General features: G+C 63.1%; 24 protein-coding genes. 13 read left to right on the top strand and 11 right to left on the bottom strand.

All coding sequences use genetic code 11. The annotated features are described in order from the left end of the window. Positions 1 to 62: 62 nt before the first annotated feature. From sbcB to icd, 4 genes are all read right to left on the bottom strand, one after another. Positions 63 to 1,532: an exodeoxyribonuclease I gene (gene sbcB / locus B7X65_RS14890; protein ID WP_293595074.1), complete on the bottom strand. Its 1,470-nt coding sequence runs from the start codon at positions 1,530 to 1,532 to the stop codon at positions 63 to 65. A 199-nt stretch (positions 1,533 to 1,731) separates the two neighbouring features. After that, positions 1,732 to 4,068 (bottom strand): ATP-dependent Clp protease ATP-binding subunit ClpA, encoded by a 2,337-nt coding sequence (clpA, locus tag B7X65_RS14885; protein ID WP_293595073.1) that lies wholly within the window; start codon positions 4,066 to 4,068, stop codon positions 1,732 to 1,734. Between the two features lie 82 nt (positions 4,069 to 4,150). Then, a complete protein-coding gene (clpS, locus tag B7X65_RS14880) occupies positions 4,151 to 4,519 on the bottom strand; it encodes an ATP-dependent Clp protease adapter ClpS (RefSeq protein ID WP_096662820.1) in 369 nt (122 codons plus the stop codon). A 208-nt stretch (positions 4,520 to 4,727) separates the two neighbouring features. Then, positions 4,728 to 5,981: an NADP-dependent isocitrate dehydrogenase gene (gene icd, locus B7X65_RS14875; RefSeq protein ID WP_293595072.1), complete on the bottom strand. Its 1,254-nt coding sequence runs from the start codon at positions 5,979 to 5,981 to the stop codon at positions 4,728 to 4,730. 38 nt (positions 5,982 to 6,019) lie between these two features. Between icd and B7X65_RS14870 the strand changes: the two genes are divergently transcribed. Then, positions 6,020 to 6,589: a hypothetical protein gene (locus B7X65_RS14870; RefSeq protein ID WP_293595071.1), complete on the top strand. Its 570-nt coding sequence runs from the start codon at positions 6,020 to 6,022 to the stop codon at positions 6,587 to 6,589. 93 nt (positions 6,590 to 6,682) lie between these two features. Then, positions 6,683 to 7,168, top strand: a complete 486-nt coding sequence (locus B7X65_RS14865) for a DUF192 domain-containing protein (protein WP_293595070.1) — start codon at positions 6,683 to 6,685, stop codon at positions 7,166 to 7,168. Positions 7,169 to 7,257: 89 nt separating this feature from the next. Here the strand turns inward: B7X65_RS14865 and B7X65_RS14860 are convergent, their stop codons facing one another. From B7X65_RS14860 to xseA, 3 genes are all read right to left on the bottom strand, one after another. Beyond that, the gene (locus tag B7X65_RS14860; protein WP_293595069.1) at positions 7,258 to 9,495 is read right to left on the bottom strand and encodes an NADP-dependent isocitrate dehydrogenase; all 2,238 of its coding nucleotides are present in this window, start codon (positions 9,493 to 9,495) and stop codon (positions 7,258 to 7,260) included. A 422-nt stretch (positions 9,496 to 9,917) separates the two neighbouring features. Then, positions 9,918 to 10,499, bottom strand: coding sequence for a Fe-Mn family superoxide dismutase (locus B7X65_RS14855; RefSeq protein WP_096662315.1), 582 nt, complete (start codon positions 10,497 to 10,499; stop codon positions 9,918 to 9,920). 66 nt (positions 10,500 to 10,565) lie between these two features. Continuing rightward, positions 10,566 to 11,867: an exodeoxyribonuclease VII large subunit gene (xseA, locus tag B7X65_RS14850; RefSeq protein WP_363103751.1), complete on the bottom strand. Its 1,302-nt coding sequence runs from the start codon at positions 11,865 to 11,867 to the stop codon at positions 10,566 to 10,568. Positions 11,868 to 12,202: 335 nt separating this feature from the next. Between xseA and B7X65_RS14845 the strand changes: the two genes are divergently transcribed. From B7X65_RS14845 to adk, 6 genes are all read left to right on the top strand, one after another. Next, positions 12,203 to 12,844, top strand: coding sequence for a MotA/TolQ/ExbB proton channel family protein (locus B7X65_RS14845; protein ID WP_293595067.1), 642 nt, complete (start codon positions 12,203 to 12,205; stop codon positions 12,842 to 12,844). A gap of 115 nt (positions 12,845 to 12,959) precedes the next feature. After that, positions 12,960 to 13,388, top strand: coding sequence for a biopolymer transporter ExbD (locus tag B7X65_RS14840; protein WP_293595066.1), 429 nt, complete (start codon positions 12,960 to 12,962; stop codon positions 13,386 to 13,388). Positions 13,389 to 13,429: 41 nt separating this feature from the next. Further along, positions 13,430 to 14,449, top strand: a complete 1,020-nt coding sequence (gene lpxK, locus B7X65_RS14835; protein WP_293595132.1) for a tetraacyldisaccharide 4'-kinase — start codon at positions 13,430 to 13,432, stop codon at positions 14,447 to 14,449. Beyond that, complete coding sequence (locus B7X65_RS14830; protein ID WP_096662311.1) at positions 14,430 to 14,612, top strand: Trm112 family protein; 183 nt, start codon at positions 14,430 to 14,432, stop codon at positions 14,610 to 14,612. The genes lpxK and B7X65_RS14830 overlap by 20 nt, the downstream gene beginning before the upstream one ends. Before the next feature lie 10 nt (positions 14,613 to 14,622). Then, on the top strand, positions 14,623 to 15,381 hold the full coding sequence (gene kdsB / locus B7X65_RS14825) for a 3-deoxy-manno-octulosonate cytidylyltransferase (RefSeq protein WP_293595065.1): 759 nt from the start codon (positions 14,623 to 14,625) through the stop codon (positions 15,379 to 15,381). A gap of 108 nt (positions 15,382 to 15,489) precedes the next feature. Then, a complete protein-coding gene (gene adk, locus B7X65_RS14820; RefSeq protein WP_293595064.1) occupies positions 15,490 to 16,146 on the top strand; it encodes an adenylate kinase in 657 nt (218 codons plus the stop codon). A 78-nt stretch (positions 16,147 to 16,224) separates the two neighbouring features. On the opposite strand, the gene B7X65_RS14815 is transcribed toward adk, so the two are convergent. Genes B7X65_RS14815 through B7X65_RS14805 form a run of 3 tightly spaced genes read right to left on the bottom strand, consistent with a single transcriptional unit; the run spans position 16,225 to position 18,115 of the window. After that, positions 16,225 to 16,704, bottom strand: coding sequence for a DUF6152 family protein (locus B7X65_RS14815; RefSeq protein WP_293595063.1), 480 nt, complete (start codon positions 16,702 to 16,704; stop codon positions 16,225 to 16,227). Between the two features lie 27 nt (positions 16,705 to 16,731). Further along, entirely contained in the window at positions 16,732 to 17,151 is a 420-nt protein-coding gene (locus tag B7X65_RS14810; protein WP_293595062.1) for a hypothetical protein, read from the bottom strand. Between the two features lie 4 nt (positions 17,152 to 17,155). After that, the gene (locus tag B7X65_RS14805) at positions 17,156 to 18,115 is read right to left on the bottom strand and encodes an asparaginase (protein WP_293595061.1); all 960 of its coding nucleotides are present in this window, start codon (positions 18,113 to 18,115) and stop codon (positions 17,156 to 17,158) included. Between the two features lie 127 nt (positions 18,116 to 18,242). Between B7X65_RS14805 and lexA the strand changes: the two genes are divergently transcribed. The 3 genes from lexA (at position 18,243) to B7X65_RS14790 (ending at position 20,624) form a co-directional block, all read left to right on the top strand. Beyond that, entirely contained in the window at positions 18,243 to 18,935 is a 693-nt protein-coding gene (gene lexA / locus B7X65_RS14800) for a transcriptional repressor LexA (protein ID WP_293595060.1), read from the top strand. A gap of 315 nt (positions 18,936 to 19,250) precedes the next feature. Further along, the gene (locus tag B7X65_RS14795) at positions 19,251 to 19,484 is read left to right on the top strand and encodes a hypothetical protein (protein WP_293595059.1); all 234 of its coding nucleotides are present in this window, start codon (positions 19,251 to 19,253) and stop codon (positions 19,482 to 19,484) included. A 132-nt stretch (positions 19,485 to 19,616) separates the two neighbouring features. Next, on the top strand, positions 19,617 to 20,624 hold the full coding sequence (locus B7X65_RS14790) for a D-2-hydroxyacid dehydrogenase family protein (RefSeq protein ID WP_293595058.1): 1,008 nt from the start codon (positions 19,617 to 19,619) through the stop codon (positions 20,622 to 20,624). A gap of 386 nt (positions 20,625 to 21,010) precedes the next feature. Here the strand turns inward: B7X65_RS14790 and B7X65_RS14785 are convergent, their stop codons facing one another. Further along, complete coding sequence (locus tag B7X65_RS14785) at positions 21,011 to 22,648, bottom strand: hypothetical protein (RefSeq protein WP_293595057.1); 1,638 nt, start codon at positions 22,646 to 22,648, stop codon at positions 21,011 to 21,013. Between the two features lie 399 nt (positions 22,649 to 23,047). On the opposite strand from B7X65_RS14785, the gene B7X65_RS14780 reads away from it, so the two are divergent. After that, positions 23,048 to 24,568 (top strand): 3-hydroxyacyl-CoA dehydrogenase, encoded by a 1,521-nt coding sequence (locus B7X65_RS14780; protein WP_293595056.1) that lies wholly within the window; start codon positions 23,048 to 23,050, stop codon positions 24,566 to 24,568. 1 nt (position 24,569) lies between these two features. Beyond that, on the top strand, positions 24,570 to 25,349 hold the full coding sequence (locus tag B7X65_RS14775; protein ID WP_293595055.1) for an oxepin-CoA hydrolase, alternative type: 780 nt from the start codon (positions 24,570 to 24,572) through the stop codon (positions 25,347 to 25,349). Positions 25,350 to 25,464 lie beyond the last annotated feature (115 nt).

Here is a 25,464-nt window from a genome sequence, read left to right as displayed (position 1 = left end):
TATTAACAAGCGCAGGCAGCTATCAATAAAGAAGCAAAACCACCTCTTCGGAACGCACCAATTCACACCTCAGGCGTCACCATCTCCGCATAGTCATAAAGCGCGCCCAGCACTTCCTCACCGCGCTCGTCCGCCGTTTCCGACAGCACATCAAGCTGGGCCAGAAACGCATCCACATTGCGCGCCCCGCCCTCACCTTCGAGCAGCCGCGCGGCGCGGTGCGCGTCCCAGCGCTCGGCCTCGTCCGGCGAGAGTGTCGCCTCGAAATTGCGCGCGCGGTAGCGAAACACCAGCTCTTCGAGCCGGTCGTCGTCGAAGCCGGTGCGACTGTGAGCGAGTTCGGCCGGCGGCAAGGCGCGCAGCTGGTTCAGGCGGCGCCTGTCGTCGTTGTTGATGAAGCCGCCGTACAGATCTTCGTCCACATCAGGAATGCCCTCTTTGGGCCGCGCAAAAACTTCGGGCCAGATCGCGCTCATGTCGGGCAGGCCGGCGGCCTTTTCGGCGTTGCGCAGCGCGACTTCGATGTCGATACCCCACTTTGCTGCCATCTCCGGGCTCAGGGTGGCCAGCTTGCGCACGACCATGGGCGACTTGTTCAGGTGCACTGATTTGATGGGCAGCCGCGGCACGCCTTCCGGCAGGTCAGCGCTTTTGCTGAACAGGCGCTGGCGCAGGGTTGCCAGGTCGAGCAGCGGCAGCTCGCCGGGGTCCTGCGCCAGGTCCCAGGCCAGCAGCTCGTTTTTGTTCTTGGGATGCATGGCCAGCGGCCACATGACGGCCAGGCAGCCGCGCTCGGGCGGGAACATGCCCGACACATGCAAAAACGGCTGCGCCGTCTGCGGGCTGGTGGGCAGGCCCAGCTCAGCGGCCACGCGGTCTTTCTTGTGCAGCCCCAGGCAGAAGTCGAACAGCTTGGGCTGGGCCGTGCGGATCAGGCGGGCCAGCGCAATCGTGGCGCGCACGTCCGACAAGGCGTCGTGCGCCGCTTCGTGCAGCAAACCGTTGGCACGCGCCAGGTCCTCGAGCTTGAAGCTGGGGCGCAGCGCGCCAGCCTCGCCGGGGCGGCGTTCATCGGGTTTCATCGGCCACTCGATGCCTTCGGGCCGCAAGGCGTAGGCCATGCGCACCACGTCGAGCAGGTCCCAGCGGCCGCAGGCGTTTTGCCACTCGCGCGCGTAGGGGTCGATCAGGTTGCGCCAGAACAGGTGGCGCGTGACCTCGTCGTCGAAACGGATGGTGTTGTAGCCCACGCCAATGGTGCCGGGCTCGGCCAGCACGGCTTCGATGCGGGAGGCAAATTCATACTCCGGCAAGCCGCGTTCCAGGCACAGCTGCGGCGTGATGCCGGTGAGCAGGCAGGAGGACGGGTCGGGCAGGTAGTCGCGCGCCGGCTGGCAGTAAATCATCAGCGGCTCGCCAATTTCGTTGAGCTCGGCGTCGGTGCGTATGCCGGCAAACTGCGCCGGCCGGTCGCGGCGCGTGTTCAGGCCGAAGGTTTCGTAGTCGTGCCAGAGGAAGGTGTGCGTCGCCATCGGTCGGAGCCGGTCAGGGCCACGGTTATGCATCAAATATGCCTCCAGCCCTTATCAGACGGGCGCAAGCAGCTATGGTTTCAGGAGCAATTCAAGCGGCCCAAGAAAAAGGCCGGCAGCGTGATGCTACCGGCCTTTTGGGCTCTTTCAGGCGCTTTCGAAGCGCAACGCCATTTTCCGGCGGCCCCGAGGCGCTGTGTCAGTCGGCCGTTGCCTCTTCGGCCTCCGGCTTGGCCCGGCCTTCTTTCTTCGGCAGCGGCTGGATGTCGAGCACGACCTCGCCGTTTTCCACGCCTTTTTCGTCGGTGGTCACCTTCATGTCCACCGTCAGGCGCCCGCCGTCGGTCAGGCGGCCGAACAGCAGTTCGTCGGCCAGCGCGCGGCGTATCGTGTCCTGGATCAGGCGCTGCATGGGCCGTGCGCCCATCAGCGGATCGAAACCCTTCTTGGCCAGGTACTTGCGCAGCGTGTCGGTAAACGTCACGTCGACCTTCTTCTCGGCCAGTTGCGTCTCGAGCTGCAGCAGGAACTTGTCGACCACGCGCAGGATGACGGTTTCGTCGAGTGCCTTGAAGCTCACCACTGCGTCCAGCCGGTTGCGGAACTCTGGCGTGAACAGGCGCTTGATGTCGGCCATCTCGTCGCCCGCCTCGCGCGGGTTCGTGAAGCCGATGGTCGCCTTGTTCATGGTCTCGGCGCCAGCATTGGTCGTCATGACGATGATCACGTTGCGGAAATCGGCCTTGCGCCCGTTGTTGTCCGTCAGCGTGCCGTGGTCCATGACCTGCAGCAACACGTTGAAGATGTCCGGGTGCGCCTTTTCGATTTCGTCGAGCAGCAGCACGCAATGCGGTTTCTTGGTCACGGCCTCGGTCAGCAGGCCACCCTGGTCAAAACCGACGTAGCCCGGAGGCGCGCCAATCAGCCGGCTCACCGCATGGCGCTCCATGTACTCGGACATGTCGAAGCGGATCAGCTCGATGCCCATGATGTAGGCCAGCTGCTTGGCCGCTTCGGTCTTGCCGACGCCGGTGGGGCCGGAGAACAGGAAGGAACCAATCGGCTTGTCGTCCTTGCCCAGGCCCGAACGCGCCATCTTGACGGCGGACGCCAGCACGTCGAGGGCCTTGTCCTGGCCGAACACCACGCTCTTGAGGTCGCGTTCCAGCGTCTTGAGCTTGCCGCGGTCGTCGTTGGACACGTTGGCGGGCGGAATGCGCGCGATCTTGGCCACGATCTCCTCGACCTCGGCCTTGGTGATTGTTTTCTTGCGCTTGGACGGCGGCAGGATGCGCTGGGCAGCGCCGGCCTCGTCAATCACGTCGATCGCCTTGTCGGGCAGATGCCGGTCGTTGATGTACTTGGCGCTGAGCTCGGCGGCGGCCTGCAGGGCGGCCACCGCGTATTTGACGCTGTGGTGCTCTTCAAAACGCGACTTCAGGCCCTTGAGGATCTCGACGGTTTCCTGCACCGTCGGTTCGACCACGTCCACCTTCTGGAAGCGGCGCGACAGGGCCGCATCTTTTTCGAAGATGCCGCGGTACTCGGTGAATGTGGTTGCGCCAATACATTTGAGCTGGCCCGAGCTGAGCGCGGGTTTGAGCAGGTTGGACGCGTCCAGCGTGCCGCCCGAGGCCGCACCGGCCCCGATCAGGGTGTGGATCTCGTCAATGAACAAAATGCCGTTGGGCTTGTCTTTCAACGCTTTCAGCACGCCTTTGAGGCGCTGCTCGAAATCGCCGCGGTACTTGGTACCGGCCAGCAAGGCACCCATGTCCAGCGAGTAGACCTGCGCTTCGGCGAGGATCTCTGGCACGTCCTTCTGCGTGATGCGCCAGGCGAGGCCCTCGGCGATGGCGGTCTTGCCCACGCCGGCCTCACCGACGAGCAGCGGGTTGTTCTTGCGGCGGCGGCACAGGATCTGGATCACACGCTCGACCTCGTAGTGGCGGCCGATCAGCGGATCGATCTTGCCTTCCTTGGCGAGCTGGTTCAGGTTCTGGGTGTACTGCTCCAGCGGCGAGGCTTTTTCGTTCTTCTCGCCGCCCTCTTCGTTCTCGGCAGCGCTCTCGCCGGCCTTGGTGGGCTCGGGCGGGTCGCTCTTCTTGATGCCGTGCGCGATGAAGTTCACGACGTCCAGGCGCGTCACCCCCTGCTGGTGCAGGTAATACACGGCATGCGAGTCTTTTTCGCCGAAGATGGCGACCAGCACGTTGGCGCCTGTGACTTCCTTCTTGCCGTTGCCGGTGGACTGCACATGCATGATGGCGCGCTGGATCACGCGCTGGAAACCCAGCGTGGGCTGCGTGTCCACGTCGTCGCTGCCGGCAACCTGCGGCGTGTTGTCCTTGATGAAGTTGGCCAGCGACTTGCGCAGGTCATCGATATTGGCGGAGCAGGCGCGCAGCACCTCGGCGGCGCTGGGGTTGTCGAGCAAGGCAAGCAGCAGGTGCTCCACGGTGATGAACTCGTGGCGCTGCTGGCGGGCCTCGACAAAGGCCATGTGCAAGCTGACTTCTAGTTCCTGGGCAATCATTGCTTTTCCTTTCGGCTTGCTGCTGGGATATCTGATGGGATCATTGTGTAACTCTTCAAGCCGATATGGGCTGTTTTTTCAATTATTCAATGGGCTCGCACACACACTGCAGCGGATGGCCATTCTTTCGCGCCGCTTCCGTGACCTGGTCGACCTTGGTGGACGCGACATCCTTGGAAAACACGCCGCACACGCCTTTGCCGTCCAGGTGGATCTTCAGCATGATCTGCGTGGCCGTTTCCCGGTCTTTGTTGAAAAATTCCTGGATCACCACGACGACAAACTCCATCGGGGTGTAGTCGTCGTTGAGCAGCACGACCTGGTACATCTGCGGCGGCTCGGTCTTTTGCGGACGGCGCTCAAGCACGACCGCATCCCCGCCATTGGCATCCTCGGGCTTGAAGGCCGGTGCCTTGGGTGGTGCGGGAGTTTTGGGAGGTTTGCTGGCCATGGAAATCATTCTAGCGACCGGAATTGTCCGGTGCGCCTGACAGGGAAATTGGTGGCGGGAACGCGACAATCAAGCGCGCGCAATTGACTTTCGACCTGGCGGTTCAAAAGCCCATGAAAAAAGCCGCCCGACCTGCGCCGTGACGGCTTTGCAGCATATTCTGCCTGGTTTCCCGGCCACGCAGCGGGCGGCCCGGCAGCGTGCTTTCTTACATGTGGTCGATCATGACCTGGCCGAAGCCGGAGCAACTGACCTGGGTTGCGCCATCCATCAGGCGGGCGAAGTCGTAGGTGACTTTCTTGGACTCGATCGACTTTTCCATCGAACTGATGATCAGGTCAGCGGCCTCCGTCCAGCCCATGTGACGCAGCATCATTTCGGCCGACAGGATTTCGGAACCGGGGTTCACATAGTCCTTGCCGGCGTATTTCGGCGCCGTGCCGTGGGTGGCCTCGAACATCGCGATGGTGTCGCTGAGGTTGGCGCCGGGTGCAATGCCGATGCCACCCACCTGCGCGGCGAGCGCGTCGGAGACATAGTCGCCGTTGAGGTTCAGCGTGGCGATCACCGAGTATTCGGCCGGACGCAGCAGGATCTGCTGCAGGAAGGCGTCGGCGATCGAATCCTTGACGGTGATTTCCTTGCCGGTTTTCGGATTCTTGAACTTCATCCACGGGCCGCCGTCGATCTCGACCGCGCCGAACTCCTTCGCGGCCAGCGCGTAGGCCCAGTCACGGAAGCCCCCTTCGGTGAACTTCATGATGTTGCCCTTGTGGACAATCGTCAGGCTGGGCTTGTCGTTGTCGATGGTGTACTGCAGGGCCTTGCGCACCAGGCGCTCGGTGCCTTCACGCGAAACCGGCTTGATCCCGATGCCCGAGGTGTTGGGAAAGCGGATTTTCTTGACGCCCATCTCGTCCTGCAGGAACTTGATGAGTTTTTTGGCCTTGTCGGACTCGGCCTCGAACTCGATGCCGGCGTAGATGTCTTCCGAGTTCTCGCGGAAGATCACCATGTGGGTCTTTTCGGGCTCCTTCACCGGCGAGGGTACGCCCTTGAAGTACTGGATGGGACGCAGGCAGACATACAGGTCCAGTTCCTGGCGCAACGCGACGTTGAGCGAGCGGATGCCGCCACCGACCGGCGTGGTCAGCGGGCCCTTGATGGAGACCACATAGTCCTTGACCGCAGCCAGGGTTTCTTCCGGCAGCCAGACGTCGGGACCGTAGATCCTGGTTGACTTTTCACCGGCATAAACCTCCATCCAGTGAATTTTTTTCTTGCCGCCGTAGGCCTTGGCCACGGCCGCATCGACCACCTTGAGCATGACCGGCGTGATGTCCGCACCCGTACCGTCACCTTCAATGAACGGAATGATCGGCTCATCCGGGACATTCAATGAATTGTCGGCATTGACGGTGATTTTCTGCCCCTGGGCGGGCACCTTGATGTGCTGATACATGTGAAGAAGTCTCCGGTGCGCGCTTGACATCACAGTGAATGACTGCCCGGCGCTGTTTAGGTGATAACCCGCAAATTTTAGCCCCAAAACTTCCCACGACACATTTGAGCGCCTGCATGTCAACCGTTTGCAAACAGGGCTCGTTACAGTCATGTCCACGAGTTTTTCGGGGGACCTGGTTCAAAAACTTATTAGGAAAACTCCAAATGAACAAGATTCTTGCTGCCCTGATCGCTGGCCTTTTCGCTGCTGGTGCTTTTGCCCAAGCTGCCGCACCTGCCGCGCCCGCAACACCGGCCACGGCTGCCGCACCGGCTGCACCCGCAACCGCTGCAACGCCAGCCGCACCCGCTGCCAAGGTAGATGCCAAGGCCGCCAAGGCCGAAAAGGCCGCCGCTGCGAAAGCCGCCAAAGCTGAAAAAGCAGCTGCCGCCAAAGCCGCCAAAGCCGAAAAAGCCGCCGCTGCAAAAAAGGCCAAGGAAGAAAAAGCAGCTGCCGCCAAAGCTGCCAAAGCTGAAAAAGCCGCCGCTGCCAAAAAAGCCAAGGAAGAAAAGGCTGCTGCAGCGAAAGCCGCCAAAGCTGAAAAAGCCGCCGCTGCCAAGAAGTAATTCTTCGCGCGCAGCTGAAATGCCCGCTATGCGGGCATTTTTCATGGCTGTCGTTTATGCTGAGAGCCTGACCTCTTTCCGGTGAAACACCTTATGCCCTTCCTGTCCTGTTCCCTCAAGTCACCCATGCGCGGGCTGGCGCTCGCACTTTCCTGCATGGTGTTGGCCACCGGATGTGCGCTGGCGCAAGGAACGCCACAAACAAACCTGCCGCGGGTCAAACTGTCGGCAGGAATGCACCAGATCGACGCGCAACTGGCCTTGACCCCCGAGCAGCGGCAAATCGGGCTGATGTTTCGCCAGGAAATGCCGTCAACCGAAGGAATGCTGTTTGTGTTCGAACAGCCTGCCCAGCAGTGCTTCTGGATGAAAAACACCCTGCTGCCGCTGACCGCTGCGTTTGTCGCCGACGACGGCACCATCGTGAACCTCGCTGACATGAAACCGCAGACGACAGACTCGCACTGCTCGGAAAAACCTGTGCGTTATGTGCTGGAAATGAACGTCGGCTGGTTTGCCAAAAAAGGCATCAAGGCCGGCAGCAAACTGGCGGGACCGGTGTTCGCGCCGTCCCGCTGAACAGGCATGCGCCGCGCCATTGGCGGCACCATGAAAAAAGCCGACCTGAAGTCGGCTTTTTTGTGGGCCGGTCAAGGCGTCAAGGTTGTTTACGCCTTGAAAGACGCCAGTGCCGCGTTCAGGGTCTTGCTCGGCCGCATCACGGCATCGAGCTTGTCGAAGTCAGGCTTGTAGTAACCGCCAATATCCGCCGGCGTGCCTTGCACGGCCGACAGTTCAGCCACGATGGCCTGCTCCTTCTCGGCCAGTTGCCTGGCCAGCGGTGCAAACTTGGCCGCCAGTGCCGCATCTTCCGTTTGTGCAGCCAGTTCCTGGGCCCAGTACATGGCCAGGTAAAACTGGCTGCCGCGGTTGTCCAGCTGGCCGGTCTTCGGCGACGGATTTTTGTTGTTGTCGAGAAGCTTGCCAGTGGCGGCATCCAGCGTTTTGGCCAGAATCTTCGCCTGGTCGTTGCCAGTCTTTAGCCCCAAATCTTCCAGCGACACCGCCAGGGCCAGGAATTCGCCCAGTGAGTCCCAGCGCAGGTGGTTTTCTTCCACCAGTTGCTGAACATGCTTGGGTGCGGAGCCGCCGGCGCCGGTTTCATACATGCCGCCGCCGGCCATCAGAGGAACGATGGACAACATCTTGGCGCTGGTGCCCAGCTCCATGATGGGGAACAGGTCGGTCAGATAGTCACGCAGGATGTTTCCGGTGGCGCTGATGGTGTCCAGGCCACGCACCACGCGCTCCAGCGTGTAGCGCATGGCACGCACCTGGCTCATGATCTGAATGTCCAGACCCGCCGTGTCGTGTTCGTGCAGGTACATCTTGACCTTGGTGATCATCTGCGCTTCGTGCGGTCGGTAGGAATCGAGCCAGAACACCACCGGCATGCCGGAGTTGCGCGCGCGGGTCACCGCCAGCTTGACCCAGTCGCGGATCGCGGCGTCCTTGACCTGGCACATGCGCCAGATGTCGCCGGCTTCCACATTCTGGCTCAGCAGCACCTCTCCGGTGGACAGGTCGGTGATGTTCGCCACGCCGTCTTCGGCGATCTCGAAGGTCTTGTCGTGCGAGCCGTATTCCTCGGCCTGCTGGGCCATCAGTCCCACGTTGGGCACCGTGCCCATGGTCTTCGGATCGAAGGCACCGTGCCACTTGCAGAAATTGATGATCTCCTGGTAGATGCGTGCGAAGGTCGATTCGGGCATCACGGCCTTGACGTCCTTCAGTCGGCCGTCGGCGCCCCACATCTTGCCGCCGTTGCGGATGGCCGCGGGCATGGATGCGTCCACGATGATGTCGTTGGGCGAATGGAAGTTGGTGATGCCCTTCGCCGAATCGACCATGGCCAGTTCGGGCCGGCCTTCGTGGCAGGCGTGCAGGTCGTGCTTGATTTCGTCCTGTTTGCTCTGGGGCAGCGTGCCGATCTTGTTGTACAGATCGACCATGCCGTTGTTGACGTTGACGCCCAGTTCCTCAAACAGTTTGGCGTGTTTTTCGAACGCCTCCTTGTAGAAGATCTTCACGCAGTGGCCGAAAACGATGGGGTGCGACACCTTCATCATGGTCGCCTTGACGTGCAGCGAGAACATCACGCCGGTCTTGAAGGCGTCGTCGATTTCCTTTTCATAGAAAGCCACCAGTTCCTTCTTGCTCATGAACATGGAGTCGATGATCTCGCGATCCAGCAATGCGACCTTGGGCTTGAGTACGATGGTCTTGCCGCTTTTGGTGATCAGCTCCATCTTGACGTCGCGCGCACGGTCCAGCGTGATGGACTTTTCGCCATGGTAGAAGTCACCGGCGTGCATGTGCGAGACGTGCGAACGCGAGGCCTGGCTCCAGTCGGCCATGCTGTGCGGGTTCCTACGCGCGTATTCCTTCACGGCCCTGGGTGCGCGGCGGTCCGAATTGCCTTCGCGCAGCACCGGGTTCACCGCGCTGCCGGTGCACTTGTTGTAGCGCGCGCGGATGTCCCTGTCCTCGTCGGTCTTGGGACTTTCCGGGTAGTCCGGGAGCTTGTAGCCCTTGCCCTGCAGTTCCTTGATCGCGTCCTTGAGCTGGGCCACCGATGCGCTGATGTTAGGCAGCTTGATGATGTTGGCCTGCGGCTTGAGCGTCAGCTTGCCCAGCTCTGTCAGGGTATCGGCCACCCGTTGTTCCGCAGTCAGGCATTCCGGAAACTGCCCCAGGATCCGGCCGGCCACCGAAATGTCGGCGGTCTCGACCTTGATGCCTGCAGGCGCGGTGAAGGTGCGAACGATGGGCAGGAAGGCGCTGGTCGCCAGTAGCGGAGCCTCGTCGGTCAGGGTGTAGATGATGGTGGGTTGCTCGGTGCTCATCGCTTATCTCCAGAAATTGTTATGGGGAACGCCACCGGCTGCGTCACAGACCGGAGGTCAAGATCGGATGCTGTCTGACTTTCCTTAGGGGAATCTGACCCAAGCTGCATTCTATGCAATGCAATATCATGATACGAAATTGCAGGCATTTGAACCCACTTTTTTTCCACGCAGACAAAAAATACCGGTGCCGGCAGATGAAAAGACCGTCCGCAGCCCAACGCGGAGGCTTGGTCAAGGGGGTGCCGCCAGCCCCGGGAGCGCAAGCCCTGTGACGGCCATAAAACAAAAGGGCTCGAAGATTTGATCTTCGAGCCCTTTTGTTCGAGAAGGATGGTTTAAACAGCTTGGCGAGATTTAACACCAGGTTGTTTTACGCAAAGCCCGCTCTCCGAGGAACACGGCAACCCGCCGAACGGATGTCAGGCGAAGTTCTTGGCGGCGAAGTCCCAGTTCACCAGCTTGTCGAGGAAAGTCTCGACAAACTTGGGACGCTGGTTGCGGTAGTCGATGTAATAGGCGTGTTCCCACACGTCCACCGTCAGCAGCGCCTTGTCGGCGGTGGTCAGCGGTGTGCCGGCCGGGCCGGTGTTGACGATGTCCACCGAGCCATCGGCTTTTTTCACCAGCCAGGTCCAGCCCGAACCGAAGTTGCCGACAGCCGACTTCACAAAGGCTTCCTTGAAAGCCGCGTAGGAGCCGAACTTGGCGTTGATGGCCGCGGCGAGCGCACCGCTTGGCTCGCCGCCGCCGGCCGGTTTCATGCAGTCCCAGAAAAAGGTGTGGTTCCAGATCTGGGCCGCGTTGTTGTACACGCCACCGCTGGATTTCTTGATGATCTCTTCGAGCGTCATGGCCTCGAACTCGGTGCCTTTTTGCAGGTTGTTGAGGTTGACCACATAGGCGTTGTGGTGCTTGCCATGGTGGTACTCAAACGTCTCCTGGCTGTAGTGGGGAGCCAGCGCGTCGATGGCGTACGGGAGTGGGGGGAGTTTGTGTTCCATGTTTTTTTTCCTCGTGAGGTGTTGTTGATGAAGTGAAAAAGCCGGTTCTGACGCCCATTGTAAAAACTAAATCAGCCGGGGTGCAGAAACGGTCAAATCGACCGCGCCGTCGGCAAGGGTAGCGCGCAGCGCCTGGCCGGGATGGGTGGCGCGGGCGCTGGTGACCGCCTGCCCCTGCAGATCGGCCAGCCAGGCATAACCGCGCTGCAGCACGAGCTTGGGGTCGAGCGGCTCCAGCCTCAGTTGCGCACGCTCCAGCCGGCGTTGCTGCTGCGCCAGCGCTCCCGCCATGGCCTGCGGGAAAGCCAGCGCCAGCCCCTGGAGACGGCTGTTCTCCCGCTGCACCCCCGACTGCAGCGCATGCCGCAGGCGCTGCGTCTGTCCGGCCAGCCGGGCTTGCTGGCGCGTCACCAGATGGGACGGTCGGCTCACGCGGGACGCGGCCCAGTCGAGCCGCTGGTTCTGGGCCTGCAGCTGTCGCTCCACGCCGTCCTGCATGCGCCCCTGGGCGAGATCCAGCGCGCCGAGCCAGACGCTTTGCGGCTGGGCGCACATTTCGGCCGCCGCGGTGGGGGTGGGCGCGCGCAGGTCAGCGCAAAAATCGGCGATCGTGAAATCGGTCTCGTGGCCAACGCCACACACCACGGGCACCGGCGAAGCCACGATCAGCCGCGCCAGTTGTTCGTCATTGAAGGCCCACAGGTCTTCCATGGCCCCGCCGCCGCGTACCAGCAGCAGCACGTCCACTTCTGCGCGTTCGCTGGCCTTGCGCAGGGCCTGGCGCAATTCCTCGGGCGCCTGGGCGCCCTGCACGCTGGCCGGGTAGATCACCACCGGAATGTGCGGCGCGCGGCGCTGCAAAGCCGTCACCACGTCATGCAGGGCGGCTGCGCCCAGCGAGGTCACCACGCCGATGGCGCGCGGCAGCAGCGGCAAGGGCCGCTTGCGGCCGGGCTCGAACAGGCCTTCGGCCTCCAGCCTGGCCTTGAGCAGCAGGAATTGTTCGAACAGGTTGCCCTGCCCGGCTTGCCGCATGGACTCGACCACCATTTGCAGTTCGCCGCGCGGCTCGTAGACGCCGAGCCGGCCACGCACTTCGACCAGTTGGCCGTCGCGTGGCGAAAAATCCAGCAGGCTGGCGGCTCGCCGGAACATGGCGCAGCGGATCTGACCCTGCCCGTCTTTCAGGGAAAAGTAGCAGTGACCACTGGCGGCCCGCGAAAACCCGCTGACCTCCCCCTGCACGGCCACCGGGTTGAATCGGGCCTCCAGGCTGTCGGCAATCGCGCGCAGCAGGGAACCCACGGGCCATACCCGTACACCCGGCGAGGCTCTTTCTGGCGCCCCGGAGGACTCAAACACGCGCAAACCCCCTGATTACACGGGGGTAATACTCCACAGAGCCGCATGACAGCGGGGTTAAACCCGAGGTTTGCCGGGGAAGCCTAGATAAACTCATGTAACTCATTGATTTATAAGAACTATATTCTGCTTATTTTTTCATCGTTCTGTCACAGGGCCCATTTGGCGCGGGCTGGCGGCCCTCCGCCGGCTACTTGCTAACAAAGTTATCCACAAGATCTGTGAGTTAGGTCCTACAAGCATCCGCCTTGCGACAAGGCGGCGGGCACACAGCGTTGCGTCCGGGTCACGCCCCTGGCTGGGCCATAATCCACAGCAACTATTTGCCGGGAGACGTTTACTTGTTTTCGATCATACAAGCCGCAGGCTGGCCCATCTGGCCCCTGGTTGCCTGCTCCATACTGGCCCTGGCCCTGGTCATCGAGCGTTTTGTCAGCCTGAAAACCGGAAAAATTGCCCCGCCCAAGTTGCTGGACGAAGCCATCACCGTGTCGCGCAGCACGGTTCCCGCCCCCGATGTGGTGTCGCACCTCGAGCAGAACTCCCTGCTCGGGCAGGTGCTGGCCAGCGGTTTTCGTGCGCTCAACACCAACCCGCGCATCAGCGAGGACGATCTGCGCTCCACCATCGAAGGCGCGGGTCGGCGCGCCGCCCACACCCTGGAGCGTTACCTGGCGGCCCTGGCCACCATCGCCTCGGCCGCGCCGCTGCTGGGTCTGCTCGGCACGGTGATCGGCATGATCGAGATTTTCGGCTCGCAGGCCGGCAGCGGCGGCGTGGCCAATGCCGCCGGCGGCAACCCCGCGCAACTCGCACAGGGCATCTCGATTGCGCTGTACAACACCGCCTTCGGCCTCATCGTGGCGATCCCGTCGCTGATCTTCTGGCGTTATTTCCGCGCCCGGGTGGACGGCTACCTGCTCACGATGGAGATTGCCTCCGAGCGTTTTGTGCGCCACCTGAACACGCTGCGCAAATCATGAATCAGGCCCCCACGCTCGTTGCTTCGCGTACTTCGCTGCCCCCCGGGGGGGCGCATTTTTTCTTGGGGCGGCCCGGCGAAAAAACCCCGACCACCAAGCCCCTCAGGAGCGCGGCATGAATTTCCGCCGTTCATCGCGCGACGAGCCTGAGATCAACCTGATTCCCTTCATCGACGTGCTGCTGGTCGTGCTGATCTTCCTGATGCTGTCGACCACCTACAGCAAGTTCACCGAGCTACAGATCAAGCTGCCGGTGGCCGACGCCGACCAGCAGCGCGACTACCCCAAGGAAGTGATCGTCGCCGTCAGCAGCGACGGCCGCTACATGGTCAGCAAGGTGCCGGTTCCCGGCCGCAGCATCGAGGCGCTGAGTGCCGCCATCAGCGCGGCGGCCAAGGCCGGCAAGGACAGCGTGATCATCATCAGCGCCGATGCCAGCGCCACGCACCAGTCGGTCATCACCGTGATGGAAGCGGCCCGGCGCAGCGGCCTGGCCCAGATCACCTTTGCCACCCAGAGCGCGGCGCAGGCCGGCGCCCGGTAAACGTGACGACCCGGCTGCAGCAGGCCTGGCTGCGGCGCGGCATGCTCGCCTGCCTGCTCTGGCCGCTGTCCCGGCTGTACGGCCTGCTGGCCGAGTTGCGCAGGCTGGCCTTCCGGGCCGGCTACTTCAGATCTGAACGCCTGCCCTTGCCGGTGGTGGTGGTGGGCAACGTCGTGGCGGGCGGTGCCGGCAAAACCCCGGCGGTGATTGCCCTGGTGCAGCACCTGCAGGCCCGCGGTTTGCAGGTCGGGGTGGTCTCGCGCGGCTACGGGCGCACCAGTGCGCATTGCCTGGAGGTCTTGCCGGGCACCCCCATCGACGAGTCAGGCGACGAGCCGGCCCTGATCCGGCGGGCGACAGGCGCTCCTGTTTTTGTAGCATCCCGGCGCACCGAGGCCGCACGCGCGCTGCTCGCTGCACACCGCGCGACACAGGTGATCGTCTGCGACGACGGCCTGCAGCATTACGCGCTGCAGCGTGATGTCGAGATTGCGGTGTTCGACGAACGCGGCGTCGGCAATGGCTGGCTGCTGCCGGCCGGCCCCCTGCGCGAACCCTGGCCGGAGCGCCGGCAACGCGGCGTACGCGCCGGCGGGCGCGGTATCGACCTGGTGCTGCACACCGGCGGCCACACCGCCTTGACGGGTTTTTCAGGGGTTCCGGGTTTTGGTTCGACGCGGCGCCTGGCTGGCCACGCGCTGCGCGCCGACGGCAGCCGCGTGGCTCTGGAGAGCCTGGCCGGCCGGCCGCTGCTGGCGCTGGCCGGCATCGCCAAACCCGAGGCTTTTTTTGCCATGCTGCGGGCCCGCGGCCTGGTACTGGCCGAAACCCGGGCATTGCCAGATCACTACAGTTTTGATAGCTATCCGCGCCCGCAGGACAAGGGCTACACCGTTATTTGCACTGAAAAAGACGCGGTCAAGCTTTTCCCCCGGCAAGCGGACGTGCTGGCCGTGCCGCTGGAGTTTTCACCCGAACCTGCCTTCTTCACGGCGCTCGACGCCTTGCTGGCCCCCCTGCTTTCTCCATTACCATCCTCCCATGGACACCAAACTGCTTGAACTGCTGGTCTGCCCCGTGACCAAGGGCCCGCTCGACTACGACCGTGAAAAACAGGAGCTGATCTCGCGCAGCGCACGTCTGGCCTACCCCATCCGCGACGGCCTGCCGGTGATGCTCGAGAGCGAGGCACGCACCCTCACAGACGAGGAACTCGGCCTGTGACCTGCCGCGCATGAGTTTTACCGTCCTCATTCCGGCCCGCCTCGCGTCCACCCGCCTGCCCGACAAACCGCTGGCCGACATCGCGGGCGTGCCCATGGTGGTCCGCGTGGCGCAGCGCGCCTTGCTCAGCGGCGCATCGCGCGTCGTGGTGGCCACCGACAGCCCACGCATTGCCGAAAGCTGCGCGGCCTTCCAGGTCACGACGGTTTTAACCCACGCCGATCACCCCAGCGGCAGCGACCGCCTGGCCGAAGCCTGCAATCTGCTGCGGCTCGGCAACGACGAAGTGGTGGTCAATGTGCAGGGCGACGAGCCGCTGATTGATCCCGCGCTGATTGACGCGGTGGCGGGTTTACTCGCCGATCGGCCCGACTGCGCCATGAGTACCGCCGCGCACGCCATCAACTCGATCACAGACCTGAACAACCCGAACGTGGTCAAGGTGGTGCTGGATGCGCGCAATACTGCGCTGTACTTCAGCCGTGCGCCCATACCCGCAGCGCGTGATGCCGGCGGTCAGGCATGGTGGGGTGCCGGCAGTCAGTTGCCGCCGCCCCTGCGGCACGTGGGCATCTATGGCTACCGCGTCGGTTTCCTGCGGCAGTTTCCGGCCTTGCCGCAAGCACCGCTGGAGCGGCTCGAGCAACTCGAGCAACTGCGCGCGCTCTGGCACGGCCACCGCATTGCCGTCCACGTCACCGCGCAGGCGCCCGGGCCCGGCGTCGATACCCCCGAGGACCTGGAGCGCGTACGACGGCTGTTTGTGTAAGCTGCGCGCGGGGGGACGCATGCTATCCTTCAGCTCAAAATAATGTGAGGCCGGGGCCGGCATCAGGCCACCCGCCCGCTGCCGATTCATAAAAATCCAAGGACATCCATGAGACTGATTTTGTTGGGCGCGCCAGGCGCTGGCAAGGGAACACAAGCGACCTTCATCTGCCAGAAATACGGCATCCCCCAGATTTCCACCGGCGACATGTTGCGTGCCGCGGTCAAGGCCGGCACACCCCTGGGCATCGAAGCCAAAAAGATCATGGACGCCGGCGCGCTGGTCAGCGACGACCTGATCATCAACCTGGTCAAGGAGCGTATCGCCCAGCCGGACTGCGCCCAGGGCTTTCTGTTCGACGGTTTCCCGCGCACCATTCCCCAGGCCGACGCCATGAAGTCCGCCGGTGTGAAGCTGGACTACGTGCTGGAAATCGACGTGCCCTTTGAGGCCATCATCGAGCGCATGAGCGGCCGCCGTTCGCACCCGGCCTCGGGCCGCACCTACCACGTCAAGTTCAACCCGCCCAAGGTGGACGGCAAGGACGACGTGACCGGCGAACCGCTGATCCAGCGCGAAGACGACAAGGAAGAAACCGTGCGCAAGCGCCTCGAGGTCTACAGCGCCCAAACCCGTCCACTGGTGGACTACTACTCCAGCTGGGCCAAGGCAGCACCCGACGCAGCGCCCAAATACCGCGCGATCAGCGGCATGGGCGGTGTGGATGAAATCACGGCCAGGGCTTTCGAAGCGCTGTCGAACTGAGCGCTCTCACCGCACGATAAAAAGGCCGTCTGTCGACGGCCTTTTTGCTGGGCGTCACTCGGCGCCATTCGCCGTCACTCAGGCCGGACTGGACCTCAGGCCATACGCCTTGCCGTCGACAAACAGGTATTCGGCGCGCAACACCGCGTCCCCCTTCTCGCCGGCAAAGGTGAAGCCCACCACCGAGACCTGCGTGCCGGGCTTGATCTCGGCGACTTTCCAGGCCTGCAGGCGCGTCAGGGGCGCCAGCTCGATCTCCCAGCGCCTGTCCTTGCGCGTGGGCACAACGGCCCTGGCCAGCAAGGCCTTGCCATCGACCGGGGCGCTCTGCGCAGGCAGCGCGCGCTGGGCAAGGTCGGCCGGCAGCTTCAGTGTGGCCGGCAATTCAATTTCCAGCTCGACATGCGGGTTCTGCCAAAGGGACTTGAGCACCCTGCCTTCAAGGTAGATCGGCCGGTCCTGGTCAAACCCGCTCCAGCCGTGGTGCGCCCGCGCAAAAGGCATCAGGCCGGTGCTGGAGACGGCACACAGGGCCCCGATCACGTCACGTCGTTTCATCTGTCAGCTCCTTGAAGGATGGTTTGCTCAGAGATAGGCAATCCAGCGGCCACACGCCAAGACAGCCAGCCAGATCAGGGTGGACACCGCCATCTGCACGCGTGCCCAAGCATCGAGTTTGTCGAGCGAGCCGCGTCCATGGAACCAGGCTGCATTACACGTCGCGGTGAATAACAGCAGCATCTTCAGGGTGAAAGCGCGGTTCGCCAGCAATTCGGCAGGCTGGGACGCAAACATCAGCAGGCCGGATGCAGCCGCGATGGCAAAGCCGCTGAGGGCAAGGCCCAGGCTCAGGCGTGCCAGGTCCCTCACGGGCAAGGCAGCACCCAAGCCGAACACGCGCAATTCCAGCAGCACCAGGTTGCCGAGCAGCAGCGCAATGCCGCTGATATGCACCATCTCCAGCGCCGGATAGGCCCACAGGTGGGATTTCAGGGCTGCAAACATCGCGTCAACGGCTTCCGCCCATCAATTGAAGCATCAGGTCCACCCGAGCCTTCACCGGGCTCAGGCCCTGCGAATCGGTTATGGCGTCGCCGGCCCTGACCAGCACCCTGCCCTCGAGGCAACGTGTGGCGCGAACCACGCGCACGCCGGCCGCCTGCGCCTGAAGCAACGCCGCCTCGAGCTCATGGTGCAGCGTGCCATTGCCCGTCGCCGCCACCACCAGGCCTTGTACACCGCTGGCCACCAGCGACTGAACCACGCCGGCGCCCGCGCCCGCGTAATTCATCACGATCTCGACGCGGGGCCAACCCAGTCCATCTTGCTGTTCTACTACTTTTTTGATAGCTGACGGCGCTTGATGAACGGGGGCTTCAGGCCAATTTCTTACCAAGCGCAAGCGCCCTTCCTCGACATAACCGATCGGTCCGGCATCGCCCGAGCTGAAGGCATTGAGCCGGTAGGTATGCACCTTCTGCACGTCAGGCGCGCCGTGAATGACACCCGCGCACACGGCCAGCACGCCGCGAGCGCCGGGATGCGCGGCCACGGCCGCGGCGTCCAGCAGGTTCTGCGGGCCGTCGGGTGCCAGCGCCGTGGCTGGGCGCATCGCACAGGTCAGCACAACAGGCTTGCCGGGATGGAGCAGCGCGTGCAGCAACCAGGCCGTTTCCTCCAGCGTGTCGGTGCCATGTGTCACGACGATGCCCTGCACATCGGGTTGCGCCAGAAAGTGACTGACCCGCGCGGCGAGCCGGGCCCAGACGGCAAAACTCATGTCCTTGCTGTCAATTTGCGCCACCTGCTCGGTCACCAGATCGCAAGGACCTTCGGCCAGGGCCGGCACGGCTTCAACCAGCTGGGTGATGCCCACCTGCGCAGCGGTGTAGCCGGTATGGTCCGAGGCACTGGCGGCGGTGCCGGCAATCGTGCCGCCGGTACCGAGAATCACGATTTTTCTGTTCATAAGCGTTGAGACTTGCATTCTTTAAAAAACTGGATGAAAATACAGCTACTGGATATTAAAACAGCTTGCCAGGGTTTCTCACCCCATTCTGGACGATGGAACCCCCTGTTTGACAAGGAGCCCCGTGATGAGCAGCTTCAACGATTTTTCCGAAATGCCCAAACTGACTGCACGCCAGCAGCAAATACTTGAACTGATTCAAAGCGCCATCGCCCGCACCGGCGCCCCGCCCACGCGCGCCGAAATCGCCAACGAACTCGGGTTCAAGTCCGCCAACGCCGCCGAAGAACACCTGCAGGCGCTGGCCCGCAAGGGTGTGATCGAGCTGGTCAGCGGCACCTCGCGCGGCATCCGCCTGCGCAGCGACACCCTGCGCTCCATCAACGAGTCACGCATCAAACAGTTTTCCCTGCCGTTGCAAAGCCTGGCCCAACTCGCCCTGCCTCTGGTGGGGCGGGTTGCTGCTGGCAGCCCCATTCTCGCGCAGGAGCATGTGGACCACACCTATCATTTCGAGAGCAGCCTGTTCCAGCGTCAGCCCGACTACCTGCTCAAGGTGCGCGGCATGAGCATGCGCGATGCCGGCATCATGGATGGAGACCTGCTGGCCGTGAAACAGACGAAGGAAGCCAAAAACGGACAGATCGTGGTGGCGCGCCTGGGTGATGACGTCACCGTCAAGCGTTTTCGCCGCAACAAGAATCTGATCGAGTTGCTGCCCGAAAACCCTGACTTCAAAACCATTGTGGTCGAGCCCGGCGATGCCTTCGAAATCGAGGGACTGGCTGTGGGCCTGATACGCAACACCATGCTGATGTAGCCATGGTCCGGGCAGTGCGCTTGCAGGGACTGCCCATTTTCTTTTCCGCGCAACAGGTGGCGGGCGTTTGGTCGCATGGACCAACACCCTGGTGCGGCGGTTGTTCAGTTTGAAATCCTGCCTGTGTTTACCTCTACTTCTGGAGTTTTCATGGGAATCGCCGTTTTTTCACGTTCGCCCGCTCTTTCACCCCTTTGGTCGGTACTGCTTTCGCCACTGCAAGCGCTTTCCGCTTTGCTGCGGCCGGCACAGCCAGCGATCACCTTGCCCGCCTTTGTCGCGGCATCACGGCGCCAGGCGACGGAGGACCTGCCAGTGGTCCTCAAAACCACGGTCGCCGGCGCCCACCATGCGGCGGTGACAAACCATAAACCCTGTCAAACCGTGGCCAAGGCCACGTCGCCGCGCCGGCTGAAAATCGTCCGCGAATTTGAGGCCGGCGTGAGCCCCTCATGCGCGGGCCGCATGGTCATTTCGGGCCGCATGGCCGATGTCTGTGCCGAGCTCGACCGCATGGCCCAAAGAGAGGCCGCTGTCCAGGCCGCCTGAAAAACCTTGCTGCACTTGCTGCCGCGCGGCGGCCTGCAACCGGGAAGGACAGCTGCTTTCCTTTTCGGGGCGGCTTGCCGTCCTTGAGCCCGCGCCACCTCACGGGGGAAAACTTGCAGGCACAATATCGGCATGAATATTGTGATTCTTGACGACTACCAGGATGCGGTACGCAAACTCGCCTGTGCCGCGAAACTGGACGCTTACCAGGCCAAGGTCTACACCAACACCGTCAAAGGCATAGGCCAGCTCTCGGTACGGCTCAAGGACGCCGATGTAATTGTGCTGATCCGTGAGCGAACACATTTGCCGCGCCAGCTGATTGAAAAACTGCCCAAGCTCAAGATGATTGCGCAGACCGGCCGCGTCGGAAGCCATGTCGATGTCGGCGCCTGTACCGAGCGCGGCATTGTCGTCGCCGAGGGTGTGGGATCACCGACGGCACCGGCAGAACTCACCTGGGCCCTGATCATGGCCGCCATGCGCCGGATTCCGCACTATGTCTCGCACCTCAAGCACGGCGCCTGGCAGCAGGCCGGCCTGAAAAACGCCTCGATGCCGCCCAACTTCGGCATCGGTTCGGTCCTCAAGGGCAAGACCCTGGGCATCTGGAGCTACGGCAAGATCGGCCAGATCGTTGCCGGTTATGGCCGTGCTTTCGGCATGCGCGTCCTGGTGTGGGGCAGCCAGGCCTCGCGCGCACGCGCCCAGGCCGACGGTTATGAAGTGGCCCTTTCCAAGGGCGAGTTTTTCCGGGACAGCGATGTGCTCAGCCTGCACCTCCGGCTGCAGGACGACACACGCGGCGCGGTGACCCTGGAAGACCTGGCACAGATGAAAACCTCGTCCGTGCTGGTCAACACCTCACGCGCCGAGCTGATCGAACCCGAAGCACTGATTGCCGGCCTGAACCGCGGGCGTCCGGGACTGGCAGCTGTCGATGTGTTCGAGTCCGAGCCTATCCTGCAGGGCCATGCCTTGCTGCGCCTGGAGAACTGCATCTGCACGCCGCATATAGGCTATGTGGAGCAGGAAAGCTACGAAATGTATTTCAACTCTGCGTTTGACAACGTGGTCAACTTCATCAAGGGCACGCCCACCAATATCGTGAACCCCGGAGCGCTGCAGGTACGTCGCTGATGCGGGCTGCCAGCAAACCCGCAAGCCTGCAACAAAGCCCTGACTTTCTGCCGGCCTGACCACCGCCGCAGGTGAAGGCGAAGACCCCGACACCTCGAAGCCGATCAGGTTGAAGTCGCCAGATCCGTCTGTCAGAGCCGCGGACACAGGCGTTTTCGGCGCAGACGCAAGGCCGGCGGGCAGTCGTGCCGCGAGAGGATCGGCCCGTCCTTCTCCGGCGTGCGCAGCTCAATCATCAGCCCTGCAATGAACGCATGGATCCAGACTCTCGCGGCCACGCGGGACGCTGGACAGGCGACGGATTCTCAGGTCGAAAAAAAACACTAGCACTGCGCGGGCTGGATGGCCCCGCAGGCCGGGTTTGCCGGATGGTCGAAATGCTCTTTTCAGGAGCGTGAGGATTTGTCGAAGTCGTCGGGCCGGTAGCCCGTGTCGTAGTCGTCAAAGTCCACCAGGGAGTCCAGCCCCGTCGGCCTCACGGAGTTGGGCGCAATGGACAAAGGTGAGGCCATGGACGCTGCACCGGTACGCTGACCGTCCCTGCGCCGTGCCGTGTGCAGCAGTTCCGCAAGGCTGGAGGGGGAGCCGGCCTGTGCACTGTTGCCTCGGGGATCATGCCTCGCCGATGGTGTCCTGGCCGTTGTCTGGTTGCCCATAGGTTTGCTGTCGTTGCCTTCCGACAGCTGGGTCAGGTCAATGTCCAGACCCAGGCGTGGCGAGGACCTCGGCTGCATCGCCAGATCGGGCCACAGGGTGTCACCGCGGCTGCCTTCCGAGCCGGATTCAAGTTCGATGATTTCGCGGCCCACCGCATACAGCAGCAGCAGTTCGCGATACTCTTCCAGGGCCAGTACCTCTGCGCCGTCCCCAGGCTCCCGAAACAGGGCCTCTTCAATGATCCTGAAGACCTGCCGCGTCGGCCAGGCAGCCTGGACACGCAACAAAATGGCGGCATAGGCGGCGCCCCCCGCACTGGTTGCGACGTAACGGTCAAAGGACAGAATCCGGGTGTTGAAGACCTTGTTGACATCGTCACGCAAGTCTTCGTAATCCTGCACGTTGCCGGCCTGGTGATAGAGATCCAGCAGGTCCAGATAAACCAGCGCACTGGTTTTGACGTTGTCGACCAGGTGCTTGCGAAGCAGCGCGATGGCCTTGGCCTGCTGCCCCAAAGAACTGAAAAATTCCACTTGCTGCTGAAGATCAAACAGTTCCGGAACCTTGACGGTACGTGGCACGAAAGGCACGCTGACCGAGAAGCGGGGCCGGTCGCGCGGCGGCAGCGACGGGATGGACTCGGCCGCCGGGTAGCGGGAGGCGCGCCTGAGTTCGTCGAACAGTGATTCATTGACGTCAAGCTCGGCGGCCCGGCTTGCAGCGGCCAGGGTCACGCTTCTCGAAAGGCCGGATTCCGTAATGAAAGTACTGTGTTCGGAGGAAGATGTGGCGCCCGCCGCCTGGGCGGTGGAGCGCTGGTACAACACGAAAAGCAGGCCCATGACCGCGATGGAAAAAAGTGCGGCCAGGCCATACACCACCACCTTGCCAAATCGCGCGTTCTCGGCCTGCTCGAGCTGGTGCCGGTTTTCGGCCAGCGCCGCCTGGTTGCGCATCATGTCTGCACGCAATTGGCGAAGCTCGGCTTCCAGCGTCTGGACCTTGTTGCTCTCCAGGGTGCCGGCCGCCGCTGACGCCGCCAGGGGGGCGCCCGCAGACAGTGGTTGCGGATCTGCCGCCGCAAGCGTGGTCTGCAGACTGGCCCCCACCGCGCGCGGTTTGGTCGCCGCAAGCACCACATAACGGCGTATGGTTTTTTGCACGCATCCGGCACGCAGATGCACGGTGACCACGGGTCCCTCGACGGGTATCGCAGAGCGGATATGGACCAACCAGTCCTGGGCGGCGGCGGCCTTTTCCGGCGTTATCCGGACACTGGCCTTGTCGAGCGGCTTGTCCACGTAGAAAACATCGGCTTCAATACACAGCGCCTGCGGGTCGTCGCCGGCGTCAAGCATCAGCTGCATGGAAAGATCCAGCGGCTGCCCCAGCACGGCTGAGCGGGTGCTGGGCCCCAGTGTGACTGCCAAAGCGCCCGCCGACAGACACAGCCACAAGCCCCCTGTCATAAGGGCGCGGTGTTGGATTGGACGCAAAAAGGTGTTCACTTGGCTGATTCTGGCATGTCCGGCACATACGGAAGGTGCAGACAGAGGTCCCTGGGACAAAAAGAGACAAGGCCCCGGGCCCTGCAGGCCCCGGGCCGACCCGTCTGACCCTGCAGCCCACCTCCCCGCACTATCGTGGATAAACCCGACGCGCAAGTCTAACTCGCGCTCCAGGACCACGCAAACGACGCGAACCCTGCGAACACCCCCTCCAACAGGAGGCCGGACGCGGCCCGGGCTGCTGGATAATACTTTTCCATGAAACCACTTTATAAAACTGTTGGCCTGGTTGGCACGGGCGCCATGGGCCGGGGCATCGCACAAATCGCCGCTCAGGCGGGCAGCACAGTCAAGCTGTTCGACGCCCAGCCGGGCGCAGCCGACAAGGCGCGCGACGCGCTGGCGGCGCAATGGGACAAACTGGTGGACAAGGGCCGCCTCGACGGCGCGCTGGCCGCCGCCCACAAAGCCCGCCTGCTGTGCGCCGACACCCTTGACGATCTGGCCGATTGCGACCTTGTCATCGAGGCGGTTGTAGAACGTCTGGATGTGAAGAAGTCACTGTTTTTGTCACTGGAAAGTGTTGTTTCCGGACAAACCATCCTGGTGAGCAACACCTCCTCGCTGTCCATCACGGCCATCGCCGCCGGACTCCAGCACCCGGGGCGTTTTGCCGGCTACCATTTTTTCAACCCTGTCCCCCTGATGAAAGTGGTCGAGGTGATTGCCGGCCTCAAGACAGAAGCTGCCACCTGCAGCGCGCTGGCGGACTATGCGCGGCAAATGGGCCACACGCCAGTGCAGGCCCAGGACACGCCGGGCTTCATCGTCAACCACGCCGGAAGGGCCTACGGCACCGAGGCCCTGCGCATTGTCAGTGAAGGCATTGCCGATTTCGCCACCATAGACCGCATCCTCAGGGACCAGGCCGGCTTCAAGCTCGGGCCGTTTGAACTGATGGACCTGACCGCGCTTGATGTCTCGCACCCGGTGATGGAGTCGGTGTACCACCAGTATTACGAGGAGCCGCGCTACCGCCCCAGCGTGATCACCGCACAACGTCTGGCCGGTGGCCTGCTGGGCCGCAAAACCGGCGAAGGGTTTTACCGCTACACCGACGGCGCCGTGCAAACCCCTGCGGAACCGCCCGTGCCCGTGGTGGCCGAGATGCCCCCGGTCTGGGTGTCGCCCCGGGCAGCGCGCCGATCGGAGCTGCTGCAACTGCTCAAGAACCTCGGCGCCAGCATCGAGACCGGCGCATCACCTTCGATGAATGCACTTGTGCTGGTGGCGCCGCTGGGCTTTGACATCACCACCGTGGCCGTGGTCGAGCGGCTCGATCCCGCACGCACGGTGGGCATCGACATGCTGATCGACGACGCAGCCTGCAAGCGCCGCGTGCTGGCGACCAACCCTGCAACCCGCAGCGACATGCGTGACGCCGCGCACGCGCTGTTTGCGCGCGACGGCAAGGCTGTCAGCGTGATTCGCGACAGCGGCGGCTTTGTCACGCAACGTGTGGTGGCCGCCATCGTCAACATTGCCAGCGACATCTGCCAGCAGGGTATCTGCAGCCCCAAAGACCTGGAGACCGCCGTCACGCTGGGCCTGGGCTACCCCATGGGCCCACTCGCCATGGGTGACCGTTACGGCCCCACCAACATCCTTGAAGTGCTGTTCAACATGCAGACCGTGTACGGCGATCCGCGTTACCGCCCTTCCCCGTGGCTGCGCCGCCGCGGCGCGATTGGCCTGAGTCTCACGCATCAGGAGTCCTGACATGGCAGGCGCACTCAAAAGCACCAGCGACGGCGCCACCCTGGTGCTGACCCTGAGCAACCCCGAATTCAAGAATGCACTCGGCCCTGAAATCTATGCCGCGGGCGTGGAAGCGCTCAACGCCGCCGAGAACAACCCCGACATCCGCAGCGTGGTCATCACCGGCGAAGGCGCCAACTTCTGCGCCGGCGGCAACCTGCATCGCCTGCAGGCCAACCGGCAACTGCCGACGGAGGTGCAGGCGCAGAGCATCAACGGCCTGCACAGCTGGATCGATTCGATACGCACCTTCCCGAAACCGGTGATTGCAGCGGTCGAGGGCGCTGCGGCGGGTGCCGGTTTTTCACTGGCACTGGCCTGCGACTTCGTGGTCGCGGCAGACAACGCCGTCTTTGTGATGGCCTACAGCAGCGTGGCGCTGTCGCCCGACGGCGGCGGCAGCTGGGCCTTGAGCCGCGCCCTGCCGCGCGCGCTGGTCGCCGAACTGCTGATGTGCGGCGAGCGGATAGGCGCACCGCGGCTGCAGGCGCTGGGCCTGGTCAACCGCAGCGTCGCTGCCGGTGATGCGCTCAACGAGGCACTGAAACTGGCCGACACGCTCAATGCCCGCGCGCCCAACGCGCTGGCCAGCATCAAGGAACTCCTCAATGACGCACAGGCCAACACCCTGAGCCAGCAGCTGGACGCCGAACGCGGGCATTTCGTGCGCAACCTGCACCACCCCAATGGCGGCGAAGGCATTGCCGCCTTCCTGGAAAAGCGGCCGCCGGCCTACGACTGAGCAGGCCCCGGGCGCGCAGGCCGCGCTGGTGCAGGGGGCGGGTGGCCGGGACACCGAGGCGACAGATGGATGTCCGCGGCATCGTCGCTGGCGTGACAATAGCTCTCTTGTGAGT

The organism is Polaromonas sp. 39-63-25, from assembly GCF_002278925.1.
Classification (GTDB): domain Bacteria; phylum Pseudomonadota; class Gammaproteobacteria; order Burkholderiales; family Burkholderiaceae_C; genus Polaromonas.
This window is presented reverse-complemented; position numbering and strand designations above follow the sequence as displayed.